This window comes from Halarchaeum sp. P4 (genome assembly GCF_051195175.1).
GTDB lineage: Archaea > Halobacteriota > Halobacteria > Halobacteriales > Halobacteriaceae > Halarchaeum.
The window spans coordinates 370,163-393,074 of record NZ_JBNTKC010000003.1 but is presented as its reverse complement, the minus strand read 5'-3'; the positions used below and the strand labels follow the sequence as shown (position 1 = coordinate 393,074).

At 68.5% G+C, this 22,912-nt stretch carries 24 protein-coding genes; 11 read left to right on the top strand and 13 right to left on the bottom strand.

All coding sequences use genetic code 11. The annotated features are described in order from the left end of the window. Positions 1-112 precede the first annotated feature (112 nt). Positions 113-1,603 (bottom strand): aldehyde dehydrogenase family protein, encoded by a 1,491-nt coding sequence (locus ACQUS8_RS13045; protein WP_435101746.1) that lies wholly within the window; start codon positions 1,601-1,603, stop codon positions 113-115. Positions 1,604-1,809: 206 nt separating this feature from the next. Between ACQUS8_RS13045 and ACQUS8_RS13040 the strand changes: the two genes are divergently transcribed. Then, positions 1,810-1,989 carry a hypothetical protein gene (locus ACQUS8_RS13040; RefSeq protein ID WP_435101744.1) on the top strand — a complete coding sequence of 60 codons (180 nt, stop codon included), beginning with the start codon at positions 1,810-1,812 and terminating at the stop codon, positions 1,987-1,989. Positions 1,990-2,205: 216 nt separating this feature from the next. On the opposite strand, the gene ACQUS8_RS13035 is transcribed toward ACQUS8_RS13040, so the two are convergent. Together ACQUS8_RS13035 and ACQUS8_RS13030 are read right to left on the bottom strand one after the other, a co-directional pair. Next, positions 2,206-2,373, bottom strand: a complete 168-nt coding sequence (locus ACQUS8_RS13035) for a DUF1931 domain-containing protein (protein WP_435101742.1) — start codon at positions 2,371-2,373, stop codon at positions 2,206-2,208. 165 nt (positions 2,374-2,538) lie between these two features. Then, positions 2,539-3,159: a phosphoribosyltransferase gene (locus ACQUS8_RS13030; protein WP_435101740.1), complete on the bottom strand. Its 621-nt coding sequence runs from the start codon at positions 3,157-3,159 to the stop codon at positions 2,539-2,541. A 267-nt stretch (positions 3,160-3,426) separates the two neighbouring features. Between ACQUS8_RS13030 and ACQUS8_RS13025 the strand changes: the two genes are divergently transcribed. The 3 genes from ACQUS8_RS13025 to ACQUS8_RS13015 all read left to right on the top strand — a co-directional run bounded on the left by ACQUS8_RS13025 (position 3,427) and on the right by ACQUS8_RS13015 (position 7,414). Next, positions 3,427-4,935, top strand: coding sequence for a phosphoenolpyruvate carboxykinase (ATP) (locus tag ACQUS8_RS13025; protein ID WP_435101738.1), 1,509 nt, complete (start codon positions 3,427-3,429; stop codon positions 4,933-4,935). An 84-nt stretch (positions 4,936-5,019) separates the two neighbouring features. Next, a complete protein-coding gene (locus tag ACQUS8_RS13020; protein ID WP_435101736.1) occupies positions 5,020-6,027 on the top strand; it encodes a glycoside hydrolase family 68 protein in 1,008 nt (335 codons plus the stop codon). 43 nt (positions 6,028-6,070) lie between these two features. Next, entirely contained in the window at positions 6,071-7,414 is a 1,344-nt protein-coding gene (locus ACQUS8_RS13015; RefSeq protein ID WP_435101734.1) for an MFS transporter, read from the top strand. On the opposite strand, the gene ACQUS8_RS13010 is transcribed toward ACQUS8_RS13015, so the two are convergent. Further along, positions 7,411-9,600, bottom strand: coding sequence for a PKD domain-containing protein (locus ACQUS8_RS13010; RefSeq protein ID WP_435101732.1), 2,190 nt, complete (start codon positions 9,598-9,600; stop codon positions 7,411-7,413). The genes ACQUS8_RS13015 and ACQUS8_RS13010 overlap by 4 nt on opposite strands. Positions 9,601-9,738: 138 nt before the next feature. Here ACQUS8_RS13010 and ACQUS8_RS13005 point away from each other — a divergent pair, with 138 nt between their 5' ends. Beyond that, entirely contained in the window at positions 9,739-10,125 is a 387-nt protein-coding gene (locus tag ACQUS8_RS13005) for a hypothetical protein (RefSeq protein WP_435101730.1), read from the top strand. A 228-nt stretch (positions 10,126-10,353) separates the two neighbouring features. Further along, positions 10,354-12,348, top strand: coding sequence for an endo-1,4-beta-xylanase (locus ACQUS8_RS13000; RefSeq protein ID WP_435101728.1), 1,995 nt, complete (start codon positions 10,354-10,356; stop codon positions 12,346-12,348). Positions 12,349-12,420: 72 nt separating this feature from the next. Here the strand turns inward: ACQUS8_RS13000 and ACQUS8_RS12995 are convergent, their stop codons facing one another. Further along, positions 12,421-12,945, bottom strand: a complete 525-nt coding sequence (locus tag ACQUS8_RS12995; protein ID WP_435101726.1) for a hypothetical protein — start codon at positions 12,943-12,945, stop codon at positions 12,421-12,423. A gap of 80 nt (positions 12,946-13,025) precedes the next feature. Here ACQUS8_RS12995 and ACQUS8_RS12990 point away from each other — a divergent pair, with 80 nt between their 5' ends. Then, positions 13,026-14,012: a hypothetical protein gene (locus tag ACQUS8_RS12990; protein ID WP_435101724.1), complete on the top strand. Its 987-nt coding sequence runs from the start codon at positions 13,026-13,028 to the stop codon at positions 14,010-14,012. Positions 14,013-14,033: 21 nt separating this feature from the next. Here the strand turns inward: ACQUS8_RS12990 and ACQUS8_RS12985 are convergent, their stop codons facing one another. Beyond that, on the bottom strand, positions 14,034-15,287 hold the full coding sequence (locus ACQUS8_RS12985) for a type IV pilin (protein ID WP_435101722.1): 1,254 nt from the start codon (positions 15,285-15,287) through the stop codon (positions 14,034-14,036). Positions 15,288-15,596: 309 nt separating this feature from the next. On the opposite strand from ACQUS8_RS12985, the gene ACQUS8_RS12980 reads away from it, so the two are divergent. Further along, positions 15,597-15,992 carry a DUF302 domain-containing protein gene (locus ACQUS8_RS12980; RefSeq protein ID WP_435101720.1) on the top strand — a complete coding sequence of 132 codons (396 nt, stop codon included), beginning with the start codon at positions 15,597-15,599 and terminating at the stop codon, positions 15,990-15,992. A gap of 59 nt (positions 15,993-16,051) precedes the next feature. Beyond that, the gene (locus ACQUS8_RS12975; protein WP_435101719.1) at positions 16,052-16,273 is read left to right on the top strand and encodes a hypothetical protein; all 222 of its coding nucleotides are present in this window, start codon (positions 16,052-16,054) and stop codon (positions 16,271-16,273) included. 3 nt (positions 16,274-16,276) lie between these two features. On the opposite strand, the gene ACQUS8_RS12970 is transcribed toward ACQUS8_RS12975, so the two are convergent. The 3 genes from ACQUS8_RS12970 to ACQUS8_RS12960 form a co-directional block, all read right to left on the bottom strand. Further along, positions 16,277-16,489, bottom strand: coding sequence for a hypothetical protein (locus ACQUS8_RS12970; protein ID WP_435101717.1), 213 nt, complete (start codon positions 16,487-16,489; stop codon positions 16,277-16,279). A 33-nt stretch (positions 16,490-16,522) separates the two neighbouring features. Beyond that, a complete protein-coding gene (locus ACQUS8_RS12965) occupies positions 16,523-17,494 on the bottom strand; it encodes a phosphoadenosine phosphosulfate reductase family protein (RefSeq protein WP_435101715.1) in 972 nt (323 codons plus the stop codon). Positions 17,495-17,614: 120 nt separating this feature from the next. Then, positions 17,615-18,256 (bottom strand): DUF4382 domain-containing protein, encoded by a 642-nt coding sequence (locus ACQUS8_RS12960; protein ID WP_435101713.1) that lies wholly within the window; start codon positions 18,254-18,256, stop codon positions 17,615-17,617. Between the two features lie 80 nt (positions 18,257-18,336). On the opposite strand from ACQUS8_RS12960, the gene ACQUS8_RS12955 reads away from it, so the two are divergent. Together ACQUS8_RS12955 and ACQUS8_RS12950 are read left to right on the top strand one after the other, a co-directional pair. Continuing rightward, a complete protein-coding gene (locus tag ACQUS8_RS12955; RefSeq protein WP_435101711.1) occupies positions 18,337-18,708 on the top strand; it encodes a response regulator in 372 nt (123 codons plus the stop codon). Between the two features lie 143 nt (positions 18,709-18,851). Beyond that, positions 18,852-19,190 (top strand): helix-turn-helix transcriptional regulator, encoded by a 339-nt coding sequence (locus ACQUS8_RS12950; RefSeq protein ID WP_435101709.1) that lies wholly within the window; start codon positions 18,852-18,854, stop codon positions 19,188-19,190. Positions 19,191-19,302: 112 nt separating this feature from the next. On the opposite strand, the gene ACQUS8_RS12945 is transcribed toward ACQUS8_RS12950, so the two are convergent. The 4 genes from ACQUS8_RS12945 to ACQUS8_RS12930 form a co-directional block, all read right to left on the bottom strand. Beyond that, a complete protein-coding gene (locus ACQUS8_RS12945; RefSeq protein WP_435101707.1) occupies positions 19,303-19,515 on the bottom strand; it encodes a hypothetical protein in 213 nt (70 codons plus the stop codon). 62 nt (positions 19,516-19,577) lie between these two features. After that, on the bottom strand, positions 19,578-20,714 hold the full coding sequence (locus ACQUS8_RS12940) for a site-2 protease family protein (protein WP_435101705.1): 1,137 nt from the start codon (positions 20,712-20,714) through the stop codon (positions 19,578-19,580). Between the two features lie 70 nt (positions 20,715-20,784). After that, positions 20,785-21,609: an alpha/beta fold hydrolase gene (locus ACQUS8_RS12935; RefSeq protein WP_435101703.1), complete on the bottom strand. Its 825-nt coding sequence runs from the start codon at positions 21,607-21,609 to the stop codon at positions 20,785-20,787. A gap of 78 nt (positions 21,610-21,687) precedes the next feature. Next, the gene (locus ACQUS8_RS12930; protein ID WP_435101701.1) at positions 21,688-22,911 is read right to left on the bottom strand and encodes a glycosyltransferase family 2 protein; all 1,224 of its coding nucleotides are present in this window, start codon (positions 22,909-22,911) and stop codon (positions 21,688-21,690) included. Between the last annotated feature and the right edge of the window lies 1 nt (position 22,912).

Here is a 22,912-nt window from a genome sequence, read left to right as displayed (position 1 = left end):
CGGAGAAAGTACGCAAAAACGATGTGGCCGCTTCGACCGCGCCGGTCGTGCCAACTATTGCGTCGACGGCGATGGGGTGTGAGACGACGCCGAGACGACTACCGGAGTGCCGTTAGAACGGGTAGTCGCGCGGCTCGTGCTGGATGCTGATCCACTTCGTCTCGGTGACTTCCTGAAGGAAGGCGTCGCTGTTGTAGTGACCCATGCCGGACGCGCCGATGCCGCTGAACGGGACGTGCGCCTCGTCGTTGATGGGCTGGTCGTTGATGTGGACGTTCCCGGTCTCCATGCGGTCGGCGATGTCCTTTGCGACCTCGAGGTCGCCGGCGTGGACGGCGCCGGAGAGGCCGAACTCGGTGTCGTTCGCGAGTTCGACGGCCTCGTCGACGTCCGAGAACGGAATCACCGGCGCGATGGGGCCGAAGTGCTCGTTCGCGGCCGCGGGCATGTCGTTCGTCACGTCCGAGAGGACGGTGGGCTTGACGACGAGGGAGTCCTCGACGCCCTCGATGTCGGCGGTCTCGCCGCCGGTTTCGAGCGTCGCGCCCTGCTCGACGGTCTCTTCGACGTAGCCGAGCATCTCGTCACGCTGGCCCTCGTCGATGATGGGTCCGACGATGGTGTCCTCCTCGTGCGCGCTCCCGACCGGGAGCTCCTCGGCGCGCTCGGCGAGGCGCTCGACGTACTCGTCGTAGACGTCCTCGTGGACGATGTGGCGGTTGATACTGATGCAGACCTGGCCCTGGTGGACGAACGACCCGAAGGTCGCGCCGTCGATGGCGCGGTCGAGGTCGGCGTCCGCGGTGACGACGTGGGCGTTGTTCCCGCCGAGTTCCATCGCGGGGACGGCGAGGTTCTCGCCGGCGAGGCTCGCGACGTGCTGGCCGACCTCGGTCGAGCCGGTGAAGGCGACGACGTCGCTCTCGGGGTGGGAGGCGACGCGGTCGCCGATCTCGGAGCCCTTCCCTGTGACGACGTTGATGACGCCGTCGGGGAGGTCGGTCTCCTCGAAGAGCTTCGCGAAGAGCAACCCACCGGAGATCGGGGAGTTCGTGGAGGGCTTGAGCACCACGGCGTTCCCGGCGGCGATGGCGGGCGCGACGGCGCGCATCGAGAGGTTCAGCGGGAAGTTCCACGGCGAGATGACCGTGACGACGCCCTTCGGGCCGCGCTGGAGGATGTTCTCCTTACCGGGGATGTTCGACTCCGCGTGCTCGCCCTTCAGGCGTCGGGGGAGCGTCGCCGCCTCGCTGGCGTGGTCGTCGGCGATCTGGATGGACGTCTCGCCCATGATGCGCGAGCCGCCGACCTCGTGTTCGAGCACCTCGATGATCTCCTCCTTGTGCTCGTGGAGGGCGTCGTGGAACTGCTGGATGACGGCCTGCCGCTGGGCTGGCGGGGCCTCGGCCCACTCCTCCTGGGCCTCCGCGGCGACCTCGTAGGCCCGGTCGACGTCGGCCTCGGTGCCGGCCGCGACCTCGGTGAAGACATCGCGGGTCGAGGGGTCTTCGACGGGAATCGTCTCGCCGCTCTCGCTCGGCGTCCACTCGCCGTCGATGTAGAGTGCGTCCCAGTCCGCGTCGGGGGCGATTTTCTCGCTCATGCCTACTTGACCAAACGGTCCAACCACGGAAAAGGCGCGAGGTGGGGGCACTCGCCACCGATACACACGACGCGGCGCGTCTCGCCGCCGATCGGACGCGCCGGACTCCGGGGACGGCATCGAGACTGATACTGATACCCATACCTCGAGATGGACCCTATCAGTATGTGCACTATCGATATTTACGAGCGGCGTTGAGTGTGTACGTGGCTGAGAAGCCAACGGGACGCTCCGTCCGATGCCCGACCTGTGACACGCTCGCCACCGTCCTGGTTCCCGCCGGGAGTTCCGTCTCGCGGCGGGACGACGACGCGGACGGGAAGGTCCGCGCGACGTGCCGGGACTGTGGCGAGGAGTTCCCCGTCTACTACCACGTCGAGCGCTAAGCCGCGCCCCGCACCCACGCGACGCCGCGGTGACCCCCACGACCCGCGGGGTGTCGCCCCGTCGCTACCACTCGTCCGACATTGCCCGCGGGGCCGCGGTCATCGTCGATAGCGGAGCGCACCGCCGTCATATTCTGCGTCCACCACCACGCCGGCGAGAGCCACGGCTCGACGACGGTCGCAAAGAAAGCGGGGACGATAGGTGAGGCGGCCTGTTCAGAGGTCGCGCGGCTGGACGGTCTTGCGGCCGTTCGCGTCGGCGCGCTCCGCGGCGTCCTCGATGAGCGCCTCGACTTCGTCGTCGAGCGCCTCGTAGAAATCCCCGGCGACGTTCTTGCCTTCCAGCGCGTCCTTGACGGCGGCCTTGACGATGAGTTCTGCCATGCGAGTGGCCCTTCACCTTCCCGGTAAATGTAAACTGCGGCTGAATCGGTCCCAGACACCGCCGAATTCCCCCGAAAATCCCGGAATTCCTGATAGGTTTCGCGGGTGCGGCGGCCGAAACGAGTGACCAGTGCGCCGGCGACGACGTTCGACGGCATCGCCCGGTCAGTCGCGCAGGTATGCGCGGGCTTCCTCGTCGCTCACCTGGCCGAACGACCGGTAGAACTGGCCGACCGCCTGAAAGCGCTCGGGTTCCTGGAGCGCGACGACGGCGTCGGCCTCCCCGCGGAGTCTGTCCAGCGTCCGGGGCGGGCCGACGGGCACCGCGACGACAACCGAGTCCGCGCCCGCGTTCCGGAGGCGCCGTACGCTCGCAGTCATCGTCGCGCCCGTCGCGACGCCGTCGTCGACGATGACGACGCGGCGGCCCGCGACGGGTTCGGGCTCACCCTCCCGATAGGTCTCCTCCTTCTCGCGGGCGGTGTCAGCGGCGCGCTCGCGCTCCGCATCGACGTATTCCTCGGAGACGCCGAGCCGGTCGATGGCGTCCTCGTTCAGCCAGGCGCTTCCGTCGGGCGCGGCGGCCCCGATGGCGTACTCGGGGTTGTCCGGCGCACCCATCTTCTTCGCGGCGACGATGTCGAGCGGGACGTCGAGGGCGTCCGCGACGGGTCGCGCCACCGGGAGCGCGCCGCGCGGGATTCCGACAACGAGGTCGGCCTCGACGTCCTCTTCGCGGAGTCGCGTCGCCAACTGCTCGCCCGCGTCCGTGCGGTCGTCGAACATGGGACAGGGTTCGACGCCCTCGGTGAAAACCCGTGTGGCGGGCGCGGCCGGAGCCCACCACTGTCGTCACACTGCGCTGCATCCGATACCGAAGCGTCAAGCAGCTGTCTCTGTGTTGTCAGACCACACGGCATGCGGGAACACTTCTCCGCCATCGTCGCCGCGCCCTCTTGCGGTTTCGACAGGTGTCGTTCCCTGTGCCGAGAATCTTTACTACACCTACAGTTAGTGAACCTTTATACGTGACATTCGCCATCTGTCTACACGATGCAACGGCAGACGTCGTCGGCGGACCAGTTTGTCGCCTCGCTCCCCGACCCGGAGCAGGCCGAGAACGTGGTGTATAACCCTTCGACCGACGAGCTTCGGGCGTTCTCCAGCCATCTCGAGACGACCACCGAGTTCGGCGCGCCCTCCTACGTCAGCGAGGACCGGTCGCGGAAGTCCGAGCTGACGAAGAACACCATCGACGACGAATTCGACGACGAGGACCGGGCGCTCGTGGCGGACGTCACGGCCGCGACGGCCGACGCCGACCTCGTCTGTGTCGACCGGCAGGTCGGCCGCCATCCCGACCACTCCTACGTCTGCCGCTACTACGTGCCCGAGGAGTACGGGCGTATCGCGCTCAGCCTCTCCAAACTCCTCGAACCCGCCCCGGAGGGTGCGGAGCCGGACTTCTACACCGTCCAACTCCCCGACTGGGAGGAGACGGGCATCCGCGTCCTCCCCGAGGAGGGCTATACAGTCGTCGCGGGCAGCGACTACACCGGCGAGGCGAAGAAGTCCTTCCTCCGGCTCTTCATGCTGGAGGCGAAGCGCATGGGCGGCCTCGGCCTCCACGCGGGTAGCAAGCGCGTCACGCTCGAAGGTAAGGACGGCGAACTCGAGGACGTCGGTCAGCTCTTCCTCGGGCTCTCCGGGACGGGCAAGTCGACGCTGACCGCCCACGACCTCTGGTTGGACGACCCGGAGGACGCGACGATGCTTCAGGACGACGTCTGCGCGCTCCTCCCCGACGGCTCGGTCGCCGGCAGCGAGGGCAAGGGCCTCTTCGTGAAGACCTACGGCCTCGACGCGGAGACCGAACCCGCGATGTACGACGCGGTGACCGACGAGACGGCTGTCCTCGAGAACGTCGACGTCGCCGAGGACGGCACCGTCGACTTCGACAGCGACGAGTACACGACGAACGGCCGCGCGGTCATCGAGCGCGACCAACTCTCCTCGGCGGGCGACGACATCGACCTGCCGGGCGTCGACCAGATCTTCTTCATCACGCGCAACCCCGCGATGCCGCCGGTCGCGAAACTCACACCCGAGGAGGCCGCGGTGGCGTTCATGCTCGGCGAGTCCGTCCAGACGAGCGCGGGCGACCCGAGCGCCGCCGGCGAGTCCATCCGCGTCGTCGGCACCAACCCGTTCATCGTCGGGCCCGCGGGCGAGGAGGGCAACCGCTTCCGCGACCTCATCGCGGACCTCGACGTGGACTGCTACGTCCTCAACACCGGGCAGGTCGGCACGACGGACGTCGGCGTCGACGACACCATCACGCTGCTGCGCGAAATCTCGCGGGGTACCCTTGAGTGGGAGCACGACGACGCCACCGATCTCACGGTTCCCGCTGAGGTCCCCGGCATGGACATGGACGAGTTCGACGTCGCCGAGGCCCTCCCGGACTACGAGTCGGAGCTCTCGAAGCTCCGGGCCGAGCGCGAAGTCCACCTCGACCAGTTCGACACCCTCGACGACGACATCACCGACGCCCTCTACTGAGGCGTCGCCTCCCGGTCGGTCTTTTCGTGGTGCCCGCTCACACTAGTCGAAACACTATCCGTCCCGCGTGCGTTCGACTCCGGTATGTCTCGTAGCGACGCCGAGGACGACGCCGTGACGTACGCCCCGCCCGGGATGTTCCTCTGGGACTTCTGGCTCTACCGGGACGCCGACACCTATCATCTCTATCACTTGCAGGCGCCGCGCGTCGCCGACGAGTCGACGCGCCACTTCAACGCCTCCATCGGCCACGCCACCTCCGCGGACCTGCGCACGTGGACGTGGGAGGGGACGGCGCTCGTCCCCGACGCGGGCGACGCGTGGGACGACGCCGCGCTCTGGACGGGGTGTACGGTCTCCGACGGCGAGCAGTACTACCTCTTCTACACGGGCCGGCGCGGCCGCGAGACGAAACCGGGTGGGTTCCCCGGGCACACGCAGCGCGTCGGCGTCGCGGTGAGCGACGACCTCCGTTCGTGGACGCGCCACGACGCGAACCCACTCATCGAGGCCGACAGCCGGTGGTACGCCGACCACACGGAGACGGTGGACGGGACGACGCCGTGGCGCGACCCCGAGGTCGTCCGCGACCCGGACTCCGGCGACTGGTTCGCGTTCATCACCGCGCGCGACAAACGCGAGCCCGCGGGCGAACGCGGCTGTATCGCGCGTGCACGCTCCAGCGACCTCGTGGAGTGGGAGGTGCTCCCGCCCGCGTGCTCGCCCGGCGCCTACGAGAAGATGGAGGTGCCGGACCTCCACTACCACGACGACCAGTGGTACATGCTGTTCTCGGTGAAACGCGACGAGTACGCCGACGACAACCCGCGCGAGCGCGAAACGGGCGTGCGCTACCTCGTCGCGGACGCGCTCGACGCCGACTTCCGCGAACCGGCGGACAACCTACTGCTGGGCGACGACGTGCCGGGATATACGGGCCGCTGGGCCGAGACGCCGGACGGCGACACCGGCTTCATGACGTGGACGGGTGGCTCCGAGGAGGGCTACGACACCGACCACCCCTACACGCTCGCCCGTCCGTGGCGCGTCGCGTGGACCGACGACGGCCCGACGCTCGACGGTCGCCTCTGAGCGCCGGCGATAGGGATTAGGCGTCGCCGGACATCGCCCCGATATGGACACGGACCGCTGGCTCTACTCCCTCTCGCTCTCCGCGGTCGCCTCGAGCGTCGCCGGCCTGCTCGTCCCGCTCTACATCGTCGCGCTCGGCGGCGGGTCGGCGGCGCTCGGCATCTCCGCGTCGCTCTCCTCGCTCGTCGGCGCGCCCGGCGCGGTGCTCGCCGGCCGCTACGCCGACCGCACCGGGAACCGTCGCGGCGTCGTGCTCGTCGCGCTCGGCACCGGCGCGGTGGCGCTCACCGTCCTCCCGTTCCTGAAGACGGTGCCCGCCGTCGTCGCCGTGAACGCCGTGCTGGCGTTCTCGCTCGCCGCCATCTCGCCCGTCGTGACGATGCTCGTCGTCGCGGACACCCCGGAGTCGAACTGGAACGTCCGCATCGCCCGCCTGAACAAGTTCCAGGGCTACGGCTCGACTGGCGGCCTCGTCATCGGTACCGTCTGGACAGTTGGTGTCGCCGCCGTCGTCGCTGCGGACGTCGTCCAGGAGTCGCTGTTCGCGCTCGCGGCTGCTTTCGGCGTCGCGGCCGCCGTGCTCGCGGCGCGCTCGCTCCCCCGCGAGGCTGCCCTCGACGTCGGGCCGCGACGGTCGAGTCACGTCGCGACCATCCTCTCGCGGACCTCGCGGAATACACAGGACGCGACGTTCTCCTTCGGGACGAACCGGGTCTTCTGGGCGTCGCGCGCGCTCTCCGTCGCGCGGCTGCGTCGCCTCCGCGCCGAGTTGCCGAGCGCGCTCTGGGTCTACTTCCTCGCCGCGTTCTGCTTCTTCACCGGGTTCGCCGTCTTCTGGGCGCCGCTCCCGCTCTACCTCAAGTCGAAGGTCGGCTTCACGTCGGGTGGCGTGTTCGCGCTCTACCTCGTGAACAACGTCGCCTCGACGGTGCTCTTCGAGCGCGCGGGCGTCATCAGCGGCCAGTACGACGTTCGCCTCGTGCAGGGCGGCGCGCTCGGCCTGCGCGCGGGCGCGTTCCTCGGCGTCGCCGCCGTCGGCCTCCTCGGCTTCAGCGTCCTCACCTCGGGCGGATTCGGACCGCTCGCCGTCGTCGGGGCATTCCTCTTCCTCGTCGGCGTCACGTGGGCGTTCATCGCCGTCACCGGTACCGCCATCGTCTCGCGCTTCGCGCCCGCGAACGCCCGTGGGGGGATCCTCGGGACGTACGCCGCCCTCTCCGCCGTCGCCGGTGCCGTCGGCAGTCTCCTCGGCGGCTGGGTGGCGTCCTACCGCTTCGACGCCGCGTTCGTCCTCGCCGCCGTCCTCGTCGTCCTCGGCGGCGTCATCGTCTACGGCGCGACACAGCTTTCGACGGCGCAGGTCGTGTCGCCCCCGGCGGCGGACTAGGGACGGACCGTGAACCCGAGCGCCGCGAGGGCGGCGAGCGCGCTCAGCACCGTCTCGGCCAGCTCACGCCGCGAGGACGAGTGTTCGTCCGTCTCGCCGGTCCTGTCCGCTCGGCCGTCGCTCGCCGTCGTCCGTTCGGCCGTGTCGCCGCCCACGCTCCCGTTCGTCGTGGTCGTCGCGGTCGACGTCGTGGCCGTGTCGGTCACCGTCGTCGTGGTCTGGTTCGTGGTCGTCGTCGTGTTCGTTCCGGTGCTCGTCGGCTCGCTCGCACCGCTCCCGCCGTCACCCGTGCTCCCGCTCTCGCCGCCGCCACCGCCGACGTAGACGACGCGGGTGTCGTCACCACCCTCGGAGTCGCTCGCGGTGCGCACTGTTACGGTCCGCGTGTCGCTGTCGCGGTTCCCGGCGGCGTCCACGACGGCCAACGTCGCCGTGTACGTCCCCGCTTGCTCGTAGGTGTGCGTGGTGTTCACGCCCGTTTCGTTCGTGCCGTCGCCGAACGTCCAGCGGTAGCGCACGAGGCGGCCGTCGTCGATCGAGCCGTCCCCGTCGAAGCCGACGACGGTGCCCGCCGTGACGGTGATGTTCGGCCCGGCGTCAGCCCTTGGAACGCCCGTGTCGACGGCGAGCGCGTTCGTGGTCGCCGTTCCCGTGTGTCCGTAGGTGTTCGTCGCGCGCACCACGAGCGAGACGGACCCGGTCGTCGCGTCCGGACCGAGCGTGACCGTCGCCGCGTAGACGTCCGTCGACGCGTTCGCACGTTCGAGCGTGACCGTTCCAGCGTCCAGCGCGGAGGCGTTCGCCGTCACCGCGCGGAGCGCCGACTCGTTTCGCACCGTCGCCGCAATCTCGACCGTCCCGTTGATGCCGACCGGCGCGCTCGCGTTCGGCGTGCGGAGCGTCGCGTTCGACACCGAGGGGTGCGGAGTCGCGACGCGGACGCTGGCGGTCTGCCCGTCTGCGCCGTCAGCGCCCGTCTCGTCCGCGGCCGTGCGGAGGGTCGCCGTGTAGTTCCCGTCCGTGCCAACGGTGGTCGAGGCGGTGTAGCGGTACGGGCCGTCGCCCGACGCGTTGAACTCGTCCGTCGTGAGTGTCGCGTTCTCGGGGCCGGAGACGGTGACGTTCACCGTCGCGAGGCGCTCGTCGCTCGTGAACGCCACGCGGAGCGTCCGCCCCTCGGGGTTCGTCAGCGCGAACTCGGTGATGGTGGGTTCGGGCTGGGCCGCCGCGCTCGCGACGCCCACGCCGACGGTCACCGAGCGCGGCGTTCCGTCGGCCCCCGTCACTGCGCCCGATGGGCCGCCGAGCGCCGCGTACTGGAGGTGACCGTTGTCGCTCCCGACGTAGAGGACGTCGGGGCGGCCGTCGTCCGTCCAATCAGCGGGCGCGACGGGTGCCTTCGCCGGCGTCTGGTTGAACGACACCGGGGTCTTCGAGCCGTTCGCCGCGAGGAGCGAGAGCGTCTGCCCGCCCGTGACGTACGGGACGCGTGGGACGCCGTCGCCGTCGAAGTCCGCGGGCGCGCCGACGCCGAGGCCGTTGTTCGACCCGAACGAGGAGAACCCCGTCGAGTGGAGCGTCCGGCCGTCGTAATACTTCAGCGTGCTCGAGCTCCCGAGGTAGAGGAGGTCGGTCGTCCCGTTGTCGTCGTAGTCGGCGACGCCGACGACGGCGTTCGCGGCGAGCGTCCCGCCGTCGGGGCCGCTGACGGCGGTGGGTGTCGTCCCGCCGGAGGCGCGGTAGAGGACCCCGTCGCTGGCGTTCACGTAGAAGACGCTCGTGCGCCCGTCGCCGTCCCAGTCGCCCGTCGCCATGGCGGTCTTGCCGGTCTTCGCGCTCGTGGCGAGCGTCGCCGCATCCCCGCTCGCGTCGACGATGCGGAGCGCGCCGTCGCTCGTGACGTAGGGCGCCTCGAGGGCGTCGTCGCCGTCGAGGTCCGCGAGCCGGCCGACGACCGAGACGCCCGTGACGCCGAGCGACGTCGCCGTGCCGTTCGCGTAGAGATACGTGAGCGCCCCGCTGTCGTCGGCGTAGACGGCAATCGGTGCGCTCGGCGCACTCGACGATGTTCCGCTCGCCGCCGCCACGCCGCCGGCCCCGAACCCGGCGGCGACGACGGACGCGACGACGAGGAGTGAGACGAGCAGCCGCGTTGCTCCGTGACCCCCAGTCTGTGTCGTGGTCATCGGCAGTGGAATCCGTCCCAGTGATACGCTGGAGACGTGTCTAGAACATATCTCGTTTTGAAAAGCGCGATGGCCACACTCCCGGCAACGAGCGAGGCGAAGTGACCCTTTAGGCGGACGGCGACCCTACGACGGGTCGTGTCTACCGTCCAGACTTCATATCGACCCGGCGCCTGTAACATCGGGCGACGGGAGCGACGACGCCGCTATCGGTTCGCCACGGCGGGGTTCGTCGTCGCCGCCGCGATCGTCGTCGCTGTCGTCCTCGGCGCGCTCCCGGAAGCGATTCTTCCCGCGATTTTCGTTCCGCTCGCCGTCGCTATCGAGTGGTTCCTGCAGGCGTCGAAGTCTTTCTGCGTGATTCTCGGCCTACTCGGCAAGTACAGTTTCGAGGAGCGGGGGGAGACCGGTACCGTCGAGGACCCCGAGGCGCACCGCGAGGACCGTGCGTCCGCCGTCCGCATCACCGCCACCTCTGTCGTCGCCGCCGTCCTCATAACTGCGGTCGTCTTCGCCGTCGTCTGAGCGCCTGACTGACGCACCCTGTTCGTTCTCTTACGTTCCCGTGTCCGCGTCGCCGTTCATCGTCCCGAAGTCGTCACTAGCGCGTATAACTACCCGAAAATCGGCGGTATATGCCTATTACGGACGCAGACGGCCATTTCTCCACGACCACACGACTGTTATCAAATAGTGAATTTCTGTTACCCTAACCAATATACGTGTTAATTACATCCGTGGAGTCGAGTCTCTATGCCCCGAGACAACTCGACGCACGGTGCTGGACGACGCACGCTCCTCAAATCACTCGGCGCGCTCGGCGCGATGTCGGCCGTCGGAACCACCGGCGCCGCGGCCGCCGACGATGAGTCTGGGTCGCTCGGTGACTACCGGCAAACGCTCCGCGAGACGCTCACCGCCTCGAGTCGACAGCAGCGTCAGCTCCCCGCCGGCACGTACGTCTACGGCGACACCGAGCAGGCCGCCCTCGACGCCTTCTCCCTCCGTGGCGGCGGGTCCGCGACGAGCATCAGCGTCGAGACGGACGCCGTCGCCATCACCGCCGGCGAACGCCTCGCCGTCCCCGAAGCGGACGACCCCGGCGCCGTCTCCTATCGCGGCGTCGTCCCCGACCCGTCCCTCTCGACGGGTGACCGCCTGCTCGCCGTCGCGTACGTCCGGAGCGACGACGAAGACGCCGAGCTCACCGCGGCGTTCGGCGCGCTCGACGACTCCGGCGCGCTCGACGAGAACGCGGTCCAGCGTGGCTCGCAGGTCGACCCGACCGGCGAGTGGATGCGCTACTTCTTCCCCATCGAGGTCGGCAACGCCGAAGCCAGCGGCTCCGTCGCCTTCGAGCTACAGGCCGGTCACACGGACCAGACCGTCGACGTCGGCGGACTCGCACTCATCAAATACGGCGCGGACGAGGTCTCGCTCGGAACCCTCCCGCCCTACGACTACGATGGCCGCGCCGAGGACGCCGACTGGCGCGACGCCGCCCGGGAACGCATCGAGAAACACCGCAAGGCCGACCTCGACGTCACCGTCCTCAACCCCGGCGGCCAGCCGATGCAGGGCGCGAGCGTCGACGTCCAGATGGTCGAGCACGAGTTCGACTTCGGGAGCGCCGTCTCCGCCACTCACGTTCTCGGCGACGGCGAGGACGACGAGAAATACCGCGAGGTCTTCCTCGAGAACTTCAACAAAGCCACCCCGGAGAACGCGCTCAAGTACCCCGCGTGGGAGGGCGACTGGGGGAGTAACGGCAAGAGCGACGCGCTCGACACACTCGCCTGGCTTGCCGACCACGACATCCCCGCACGCGGCCACTACCTCCTCTGGGAGCAGCTCGGCGGCGCGGGCGGCGGCGGGATGAGCGTCCCGACCGACCTCTCCACCTCCGAGCTCGAGTCCCGCATCACCGAGAAGATCCGTGAGCACGCGAATACCCTCAGCGAGCACGTCACGGAGTGGGACATGCACAACCACCCCATCTGGCAGTCGAACCTCCGCGACATGGACGCGCTCGGCTGGGACGCCGTCAGCCACTGGTGGGACGTCGCGAACCAGGCCACCGACGATGAACTCTACACGAACGAGATGGGCGTCTTCGGCGGGACGTGGCAGCGCAGCCAGTACTACGACTACATCACGCACCTCGTCGAGAACGACTACCCGCTCGACGGCATCGGTTTCATGGCCCACCACCAGCAGCAATGGAACCAGATGCTCGACGTCCCCGAAATCCTCTCGGGCTTCGACCAGTTCGCGGAGTTCGGCGTCCCCCTGCTCATCACCGAGTTCGACATCCAGATCTTCGACCGGCGGAATGCCCAGGACGTCGCCGTCCAGCGCGACTACCTCCGGGACTTCATGACTGCCGCGTTCAGCAAGGAAGCCGTCGAAGGCATCGTCTCTTGGGGCTTCTGGGCGGAGGACCACTGGCGGCCCAGCGGCGCCTACTACGACGCCGACTGGACGCCCCGCCCACACGGCGAGCAGTTCCGCGACCTCGTCTTCGACGAGTGGTGGACCGAGGAGTCCGGCGAGACGGACCGCGACGGCCGCTACACCACCCGGGGCTTCAAGGGCGAGTACGAGATCACCGCCGAGAAGGGCGACCTCTCCGGCACGGCCACCGTTACGCTCGACGAGGACACCGACACCGTCACCGTTCGACTCACCCCGCCCGGCAAGCGCGACAACGGGTCGGAGGACGACGAGGACGCCGAACAGGAGGACTGACGCACTACCCGGGGTCGGGGTCTCACCGCGGCCCTCCCGCAGTCGAAGTTGCGTTGTTCGTCCCACTCCCGTTCAGCGCTCGCCGTCCCGCGGGCCCCCACGTGGCTCGAACCCGCGTTGCTCGAACGCCGTGACGGCGCGCTTGTAGGCCTCGTCGCCGTTCGGCGTGAGACGCGACGGCAGGTTCACCCGGCGCTTGTACCTCCCGTCGCCCGTCCGATAGGTGAGGACGAGTCGCGGGCGCGTCAGCCCCTTCGAGCCGCGCGTCACCGACACGTCCGCGACGTCGTCGAGGGCGACACGGTCTGGCGAGCGATAGCCCCGGAGGTACTGTATCACCCAGAGGGCGGCGAGGACGAGCAGCCCCGCGGCGACGAGGAGCAGGTCGTGGCGCATCGCCGTGAGCACCCACGCGATGGCGGCGACCCACGCGACGACGTAGCCGGCGAACATCGCTTTCCGCCACCACGCGTCGCTCCGCCAGTACCCCCGGTAGAGCGAGCGGACGTACCCACGTACGGACTCCTCGAAGACCACGATGCCGTCCTCGAAGCGCGCACGACCACGCTTCGTCGGGAACGACTCGACGGAGGGCATACGTCGCTAGTGTCGACACGTCGAGGTATACGTTGTGGTGGCCCGTACGCCTTTAGCAGTCGGGTGCCTGCACGGAACCGATGGCAGGCAGGGACAGTGGTGACCTCGGACGGCGACTCTACCGGTGGGCGGCGTTCACCGCCGACAGACGCGTCCTCACGACGCTCGTCCTGCTCGTCGGCTTCATGCTCTTCGGGCCCGTCGCGGGCTTCCTCCTCCCCTCCGCGAAGAACCCCCTCGCCGACTCCAGTCCCACGATATCGCTCGTCTCCGCACTCCTCAGCGGGACGTTCTTCCTCTTCAGCATCGTCGTCACCGTCAACACGCTCTTCGTCTCCCAGCAACAGCACCCACTCGGCCAGCAGTTCGGCCGCGTGCAGAGCGTCGTCCAGTACCGGCGTCAACTCGAGGACGTCGTCGACACCGAGCACGTCCCCGCCGAACCCGAGGCGCTCCTCCGACTCCTTTCCGGCAGCATCCTCCGGCGCGCCCAACTCGTCGAGGAGGAAATCGGCGCCGCAGACTTCGAGTTGCGCGAGGACCTCGACGGTTACGTCGAGACGCTCGCCGAGGAGACCGGCGAGATGAACCGCGGCCTCGAAGACGCCGAGACCACCCTCGACGTCGTGCTCGCGACGATGGACTACGACCACGACAAGCAGATTCACGACCTGCGCGCGATTCGCGTCGCGCACAGCGACGACCTCGACGCCCAGACCGCCGAGCGCATCGACGAGATGCTCCGTCTCCTCCAGTACGCCGCCACCGCCCGCGAGTACTTCAAGACGCTCTACACCCGTCAGGACCTCGCCGCGCTCTCGCGCGACCTCGTGCTCACCGCCGTCCCGACTGCCGCGCTCGTCGCCGCGTTCATGCACTTCCTCAACGACCTCCCGGACAGCAACCTCCTCGTCGTCGCCGTCGAAGCCGTCGCGTTCGCCCCGTTCGTCCTCGTCGCCGCCTACGTCCTGCGGGTCACGCTCGTCAATAGTGCACAACCCGCCGCCGGCCAGTTCGTCGTCGGTGACGACCGCGGCGACATCGAGGGGATTCCGGACGAGGACTGAGTCTGCTGTGACGCCAGTCGGCTAGTTGACACCGCCACTCGACGCCGTCCCGACCGCCGCTCCGTCGGGCGTCACGTCGAGCTCGTGGTCGGCGTCAACGAACGTTGCGTTCGTCACGGTGACGCCGTACCCCGTATCGACTGTCGCGGTGAGGTCGTTCTTCGGGCCGGGGCGCGACTTCCCCGCTCCGGAGACGAGCGTCGCGTTCGTGAGGTCGATGTCGCCACCGGTCGCGTCCAGTACGACGTCCCGCTGGCGCTTCTCGACCGTGACCGTCACCCCGCGCAGGTCGAGGTCACCGCCGGTCGTCACGAGGCTGATCTGTGCCTTTGCGGAGATGTTCGCGCCGATCGCGGCGATCTGCGACCCGGTGACCGAGAGCGTCGCCTTCTTCGTGTCTTTGGTCGACCGGAGCGTCGAGCGGGTCAGATCGACCTTTCCGGGAGTGTCGAGCCGGACCCTCCCGTCCGCGGCTATCGTCGAGTCGACTGCGGTAATCCTCGACCCGGTCAGCGTCACCGATGCCTGCGCCTTCTCACTCACGATGGACCCGTTGCGCAGCTCGAGCGGCGAGTCGGTCGCGTTCAGCACGAGTCCCGAGGTCGAATGATGGTTCGGCCGACTGAGCGTGCCGGAGAGGTAGATTCCGTCCGCGGACAGCACGGTTCCGGCGTCGACCTCGACCGAGACGCTCTCCGGGACGACTAGTCGCTCACTCACGCTGAGCCCGTCGCTCAGGTTCCCGGTAGAGACCTGAACGTCCGACCCGTCGTCGTAGTTCGTGTCGCGGTTCGTGTCGAGGTACGCGAAGCCGGGGTCGAGCACGCCCGAGTCTCCGCTGTTCTCGCTCTTGCTCCGGTTCTCGAAGCGTTCGACGTCGAGGACGTCGTTCTTGGGCGTGTAGACGACGTACACCTTCTGGAGGTGGCCGTCGAGGTCGGCGGCGTAGTCGTAGCGCCACGTCGTGCCGGCGACGAAGCGGTCGTCTCCGTCGATGGTCCCGTTGGTGAACGGCACGCGGACGCTGTCGCGCTCCGACTTCAGCACGGCGGTCAGCGTCTCGGGCGCGAAGTCGTCACCGCCGAGGTGCGTGACTTCGACGGTTGATGCGTTCGCGCCGACGTCGACCTGCCCGACGACGTGACCGGCGGCACTCTGGTCGAGCGAGTGGTCGATGACGGCGGCGCCGCTTGCGGTAACGGCGATGGCGACCATCCCCGTCAGTAAGATCGTCGCGAGTACGCTACTCGTCCCCCGCGAATCAGTGCTGAACACGATGTGTCTCCCCGGACCCCCACGCCCCGGTTTGTCGAATTATTGTCCTATACGGACATAAGCGTTTCCTAGATATAGCTACTCGCCGACTCATCTAGTTCTCACGCTGTCTCTAGTGGATTAATCCTGGAGGAGGTGTTGTATTTTCTTCTGATGTGTCTCATCACCCTGGAAACCAGCCGAAGGCGTCGGGGTGCGCGACGGTGGGCGCTCCGATAGGGGATCGGACGAGAGACTGGCGCGACGACGAGGTGACGACCACTGCCGTCGGGAACGAGTATAAGTCGCCGGCGGGCGTGGCGTTCGTGTATGAGCTACACCATCGACACGCGAGTCGAGGGATCGTTCGACGACGTCGTCGAAGCCACCGAGGACGCGCTCGCCGAGGAGGGTTTCGGCGTCCTCTGCGACGTCGACGTGCAGGCGACGCTCCGGAAGAAACTCGACGCCGAGTTCCGCCAGTATCGCATCCTCGGCGCCTGCAACCCGCCGCTCGCCCACGAGGCGCTCCAGGAGGAACCTGGCATCGGCGCGCTCCTGCCGTGTAACGTTGTCGTCTACGAGGACGAGGACGGTGTCGCCGTGCGCGCCGTCGACCCGGTGACGCTCCTCGGTGTCGTCGAGAACGACGCCCTCGACGAGGTCGCCGGGGAGGTGCGCGACCGCCTCACTCGCGTCACGGACGCGGTCGAAACGTCGTTCTGAGGCGCCCTGCCTGACGGTCGGCCGTCCCCTTTTTCGTCGCGGCCGCCGACTCATCCGGCGTGTCTCTCGCCAGCGCGCTCACCCGGACCGTCGCCGCGGCCGTCGTCTGGTGTAGCCTGCTCGCCGTCGCCGCCGCACTCACGCTCGGCGGGTTCTTCGGCGTCCGCCCCGGCCCGTACGGCGGCGCCGCACTCGTGGCCGCGTGTCTCCTCGTCGCGATACTCGCGGGCTACGTCGCCGCGACCGGAATTCCGCGCCGCGCGGCGTCGAACGGCGCCTGACGCCTACCCGTCGACGGGTGGGTGGACGAACAGCGCTTCGCCGATGACGGCCATACAGCCGAGACAGCCGACAGCGAGCGACGGCATCGCCGCGAGCGGCGAGAGAACTGCTGCACAGACCGCCGCCACGAGGAGGACGGCGATGACTCCCAACACGGCGTCGGGGCGGCCGAATCGAGTCGTGAGCGTTCGCTCCGTGGCGTCGGTCTCAGTCATAAAAGGGTGTAGCGGGAGTGGGTCGTCCGAGCGTTACATGTAGCCCAGGTCACGGAGGCGCTCCATGAGGTCCTCCTTGTCCTGGGCGCGGCCGGCGCGTTCGGTCGTCCCTTCGAGGTCCTGGAGCCACGCGGGCTCGTCGTCGGCCTTGTCCGTGCTCACTTCGCTGCCGAGCGAGCGGAAGCCCTTGAAGTACTTCGGGCTGACCGGGATGTCCTCGTGGGAGAGGTCGTTCGGGAGGTCGTCGTAGGACTGGGGAACGTAGCCGTCGTCGGGGTACTCGTCGACGGACTCCGGCACGACGTAGTACCAGAAGGCGTCCCAGACGGCGGCCTCGTCGAACTGGAGGATCGGCTGAATGCGGTCGTGGGGCGGATAGATGTCGGGGTCGTGACGCGGGCTGAAGAACGTCTCGTCGGCGCGCGCCTCCTGCTCGTCCCAGCGGATGCCCGAGAAGATACCGTCGACGTCGTACTCCTCGAGGGCGTCGTTGAGCGCCACCGTCTTCAGGAGGTGGTTGCCGACGTAGGTGTCGAGCAGGAACGGGAACGTGTCCTCCTCGTACTCGAGGATGTCCCGCACGTGGTGCTGGTTGTGCTCGGAGAGCTCGTCGATCTCGATGTCGTCACCGGGCGTGAGGTCGTGCTCCTCGACGTAGTCGCCGATGTCCTCGTTGCGCGCGTAGATGAGCTCGAAGTCCCACTCGTCCGCCCAGTGCTCGGCGAAGTCGAGGAGGTCCTCGAAGTGCTGGTAGTGGTCGATGAAGATGGCGGGCGGCATCTCGTAGCCGTACTCCTCGGCCACTTCCTTCACGAAGTAGAGGGTGAGCGTGGAGTCCTTCCCCCCGGTCCACATGATGGCGGGGTTCTCGTACTCTTCGAGGCCCGTCTGCACGACGTCGACGGCCTTCTCGATCTTGTCTTCGAGGCTCGGATAGTCGTCTGGGTCTTCACCTTCGCCGTCGGTATAGTCGACGTCGAGGTAGTCCGGGAAGTCCGCTGGCATCGTTCTACCGGCTCTATGCCCTTGCACCCTTAAAGGGTTGCGCGTGCGGTCAGGGTTCACCGGGGCACCGAAGAACCAGCAGATTTTGTCACGGATCGCCGACGCCGGTCGTCCCGCCGGCTAGCCGCCACAGCGACAGTCACACCCGCTGTCACTCCCGTTCCGACCGGCACCGTCTCCATGGTTCCCGTCACGTGTACAGACACGGACGTCGGTTCCGGACTCGTTCACAACCGGTCGCAGGACGTAGCCCCCCTCGGTCTCGTGGACGGCGGCGTCGACGACGAACCCGACGGACTTGCCGGGCGTGACGGTGAACTCCTCGTGGACGCGCAGTCGGTCGTGCGGGACGCGGACGGTGACGCGCGACCCGTTCTTTACGGCGGTGACGTCGCCGACACGTACCGACACCGCCTCGTAGGTGCCGTTCGGGACGCCAGCGTCACGTACGAGCGCTGTCGCGTTCGCGCCCGCGTACTCGGTCAGGTCGACCGTCGCGTCCGGGATATCCCGAACGATCCACGCCGAGTCGTTCGCGTCGCCGTGACAGCCGCGACAGCCCTCGTCCGCGCGCTTCAGCGCGACTTTGGTAACGGTGACGTTCACGGCGTCGAACTGGTCGGTGACACCGGGTCGGTCGCTCAGGTAGACGGTGACGGCGCCGTTTCCGCCCGCGTTCGCATCGCTCACGGGGAGCGCGCTACAGCCCGCGAGCGTGGTGAGGGCGACGAGTGCGAGCGCGACGAACGTGCGTCTGGACACACACCGCGATACTGGCGGGACGACGACGTGGTTTACGGCCGGGGGCAAGAGCAAAGGCGCCGGCGGGCGCAGACGTGGGTATGCCGTCAGGGACTGTGCTCTACGTCGACGACGACCGCGACTTCGCGGACCTCGTCGACCTCCGCCTCACGCGAGAACTCGACTACGATGTCGAGTCGGTTCGCTCGGCGGACGCCGCGTTCGAGCGACTCGCCGAAGGCGACGTCGTGTGTCTCGTTCTCGACTACCGACTTCCCGGGATGAGCGGTCCCGAGGTGCTGGAGGCGGTCACGGAGCGCTATCCCGACGTCCCCGTCGTCTTCTTCTCGGGGATGGACGCCGAGGAGACTGCCGCGGAGATGCGCGAGGCGGGCGCGTCGGCGTTCGTTCAGAAGGACGTGGGGAGTTTCGACGCGCTCGCGGACGCCGTCCGCGACGCCGTCGCCGAGTGAGCACGGTCCCGACTCGGTTCTGTCTCGCCCGTGACGTGTCGCCGTCGATACCACCGCCACGCCGTGGGCCTAGAAGATTCATTTATCCGGGTGCCGACAGTCGGGTAGGGACGCCGGCGCGAACCGGCCCTTCATCCCCGACAATGCCACGTGACGACACTACCGACGGGCGGCCGCAGACGGGCGGCCGCGAGCACGACGCCGCGATGGCGGACCTTTCCGGGTTCCAGCGCGACCTCCTCTGGGTCCTCTTCGAGCGCGAGCCTTGCAACGGCCTCGCGACCGAGAAGGCGCTGGAGTCGTACTACGGGAAGACGGTCAACCACAGTCACGTCTACACGAACCTCGACCAGCTCACCGAGTCGGGGTTCATCGACAAGCGCCCTGGGGAGGGTCGCGCGAACGAGTACCGACTCACCGACTTCGCGCGGACGGCCCTCGAACGCCGTCGCGAGTGGATAAACGACCGCTCGCCACCCTAATCCGGTCGGCGCTCCGCGACGTGAGTCGTACTTCCTCCGCACCCGCAGCGGTAGGAACACCCCTCCAGCCGCCTCTCCGTCACGTCCGCGGACGTCGGTCGTCCGCGGCGACTCACCGCTCCGAGCGCTTCAGGAGCGTGCCGACGACGGCGACGCCGACGAGGAGAGCCATTCCCGCGCCGGCGAGGCGGAGCGACTGGGTCGTCGAGAGGCCGAGGAGTTCGCCGACCATCGGCGTGTCGATTGTGGCGCTCCCGCCGACGCCGAAGAGGAGGAGGCAGATACCGAGCGCGGCGAGCAGGCCCGCGAGGTCCTCGCGATTCACGTCGGGACGTGACACCGGCGTGTCCGTAGCTCTTGGGACGCGCTCGACTGTCGAATCGTGCCTTACGCGGGCACGGTCACGCCGAACGCCTGGCGTGCCTGCAGGATGCTGGCGTAGTCGCTGCGGGTGACGACGCCGACGCGCTCGCCCTCATGTTCGACGAACGCGGCGCCGACGTTCCGCTCGTTGAGGGCGGCGAGCGCCTCGAAGGCGTCGGCGTCCCGCTGGACGACGGGGAGGTCGGTGCGCATCACTTCGTCGACGCGGTAGGCGTCGCGCTCGACTTCCCGCACCTGCTTGAGCGACTGCATCGTGGCGAGGCCGACCACGTCGCCGTCCCGTGTGACGGCGTACTCGGTGCGGCGGTCGGCGAGCATCCGGTCGGCGAACGACTGGACGCTCTCGGTGGCGTCGATGGTCGGCGTGTCGTCGAGGACGTCCTCGACGGTGAGGCCCTCCAGCAGGTCATCGAGGAGCACCATGCGGGACTCGCCGGTGGCGGCGCTGTAGACGAACCACGCGAGCAGGAGGAACATCGGGCTGAAGTAGAGGATGCCGAAGAGGGCGAACGCGACGGCGAACGCGACGCCGACGCGCGCCGCGGTCCGTGTCGCGACGGCGTAGGGCTGCGAGCGCGCGAGGAAGGCGCGGAGGACGCGCCCGCCGTCCATCGGGAACGCGGGCAGGAGGTTGAAGCCGGCGAGGAGCGCGTTACTGATGGTGAGCCAGCCGACGACGAAGCCCACGACGGGAAGCGAGGCCGGCACGGCGTAGAGGCCGGCGTAGCAGACGGCGGCGACGAGGACGCTCGTGATGGGGCCGGCGAGCGCGATGACGAACTCCTTCTCGGGGTCGCGCGGAATGCTCTTGAGGCTGGCGAGGCCGCCGAGAAGCCAGAGCGTGATGGATTCGGTCTTGATGCCGTATTTCGCGCCCGCGTACGCGTGTCCGAGTTCGTGGAGCGCGACGCTGACGAAGATGCCGACGGCGGCGGCGATGCCGATGATCCACGGGTTCGACCCGGCGTGCAGGACCTGGGTGGCGAACGTCTGGGGCGCGACGGCGTTGACGATGCTCGCATACGCGTCTATCTGTGCTTCGGTCCCGAGGAGCCACGCGAGTATCGGGAGGAAGACGACGAGTGAGAGGTCGATGCGGATGGGGATGTCCCACACCCGACCGACGGTGAATTTACGCACGTCCATGTCTGCGGTGCGGGCGTAGTAATAGCCACCGGCGATATCGCTCGATACGGTGCGGTCGTGGCGCTCAGTCGCCGCCGTCGTCCGCGACGGCGGTCGTCTCGTCGAGGAACTCGCGGAGCGCGTCGGTGACGACGCCGGGCCGTTCGAGGTTCGAGAGGTGGCCGGCCTCGGGCACGCGCACGAGGTCGGCGTCCGGGAGGCCCTCGGCGGTCCGCTCGGCGCGCTCGACGTCGAAGACGTCCTCCTCGCCGTGGACGACGAGCGCCGGCACGTCCACCTCCTCCAGCCGGTCAAGGTCGCCGTCCTTGCGGTACCACGACTCGTATTCGCTGGCTACGGCGTCGCCCGGATAGGTCTCCCAGCGCTCCGCCCACGCGTCGAGCAGTTCGGGCTTTTCCTCCTGTGTGGTCTCGCTCGTCACCCGCTCGGCGACCTGTCGCGCGAGCGTCGACGGCACGAGGTCGGTCTCCCGGAGGTCCTCGACGATGCGCTCGTAGGTCTCACGCTCGGCCGGCGTCGTCGGCCCCGCGGGCGCATCAATCAGGACGAGGCCGTCCACGCGGTCCGGGTAGTCGAGCGCGACCCGGAGCGCCGTGAAGCCTCCGACGCTCATCCCGACGAGCATCGCTGAGTCGATGCCCTTCCCGTCCATCAACTCGACGCAGTCCGCCGCGAGGTCGTCGAGGTCGTAGTCGCCCGCGTAGGAGTCCGTGCGCGCCCGCGAGTCGTAGGCGACGCAGCGATAGTCGGGCGCGAGTTCGGCCACCTGTGGGTCGAACATCGTGCGGTCCATGAACGTCCCGTGCGCGAAGACGACGGCCGGGCCGCTCCCGCGGTCGGTCGAGAGTACGTCGGCGCGGCGTCGGAACAACTCCGGATGCGACGGCATACGCCTCGACTGAGGCACCCGGGTCACACGAATCTAGGGGCCGAAGCGGACGTTGCTCGCGGAGGCTTCCCCGTCTCACTACTCCTGTCCGACCTCTTTCTCCGTCGGCTCGAACCCCTCCGGCTCGTCCACCAGCCCCCACGCGGCGCCGAGCGAGTGCAGGGAGACGACGAGCGGGTAGAGCGGCACCGCGAGCAGATGTCGGTAGGGGAGGCCGTCGTAGTAGCGCCACGCCCGGCCCAGCCAGACGAGCGTGTACGCGAGGAGCGCCCACGAGAGCAACGTGTAGAGGCCGCGATACGGCATCGTCCCCGGGAGGAACCCGAGGAAGAACAGCAGGAAGGGCGCGACGGGCGAGAACGCCCACGTGACGTTGCGGAAGACGAACAGCGCCCAGTAGCGCCGCGGGAGGACGGGTTCGTCGCGGAGCGACCCGGCGAGCCACCGGCGGCGCTGGTGGACGAGCGCGCGAATCGACGGCGGCGCCTGATTCCGGAAGCGGTCCGGCATGACGACGTACTCCGCGCCGTGCTCGATGACGGCGCGCCAGACGAAGACGGTGTCCTCGATGAGCGTCGGGTAGTCCCACGTCACCTCGTCCTCCAGAGTCGAGCGTACCGCGATACCTCCACCCCACGCGTAGAGTGGGACGTTCGGCAGCCCGAAGCCCTGCTGTTCGGCCTGGTAGCCGATACGGACGAGCTCGCACCAGAAGGCGAGCGTCGAGCCCGTGTACTCCGGCCACTCGCGGAACTGGACGATGTCGGCGTCCGGGAAGCCGTCGAACTCCCGAACCGACGTGTCCTCGTCGAGGAAGAGGACGAACTCGCGCTCGCAGTCGAGGCGCTGTCGCGCCCACTCCAGTGCGCGGCCCTTGTCCCCGGCCAGCGACTCGAAGCCCTCCGGGACGACGTGGACTTCGGCCCCCTCGATGTCCATCGGCTCCTCCGCGATGACGTGCCGGTCGCCGGGTGCGACGCCGTCCGGAATGGCGTTCACCGTCTCCTGCACGACGGCCTCCGCGTCCACAGTGAGGATGCGTATCTGGCAGTCCTCCGGGCCGTAGACGACGTCCGGCGGTTCGTACTCTCGCCACGACGTGAGGACTTCGTACGTCCAGAACGCCGTCGCAACCCCGTAGATACCGAGGAACGCCCAGAGCGCGACGTACGCGGTGGGGCGGAGGACGTCCGTGACGAACGGATGTCCGCGACCGTGGAGCGCGACGACCACCGCGCTGGTGAGCGCGAGCGCGAACGTCCCCGCGAGGAGACGGTCCGGCGCCGCGGGAAGTCTACTCATC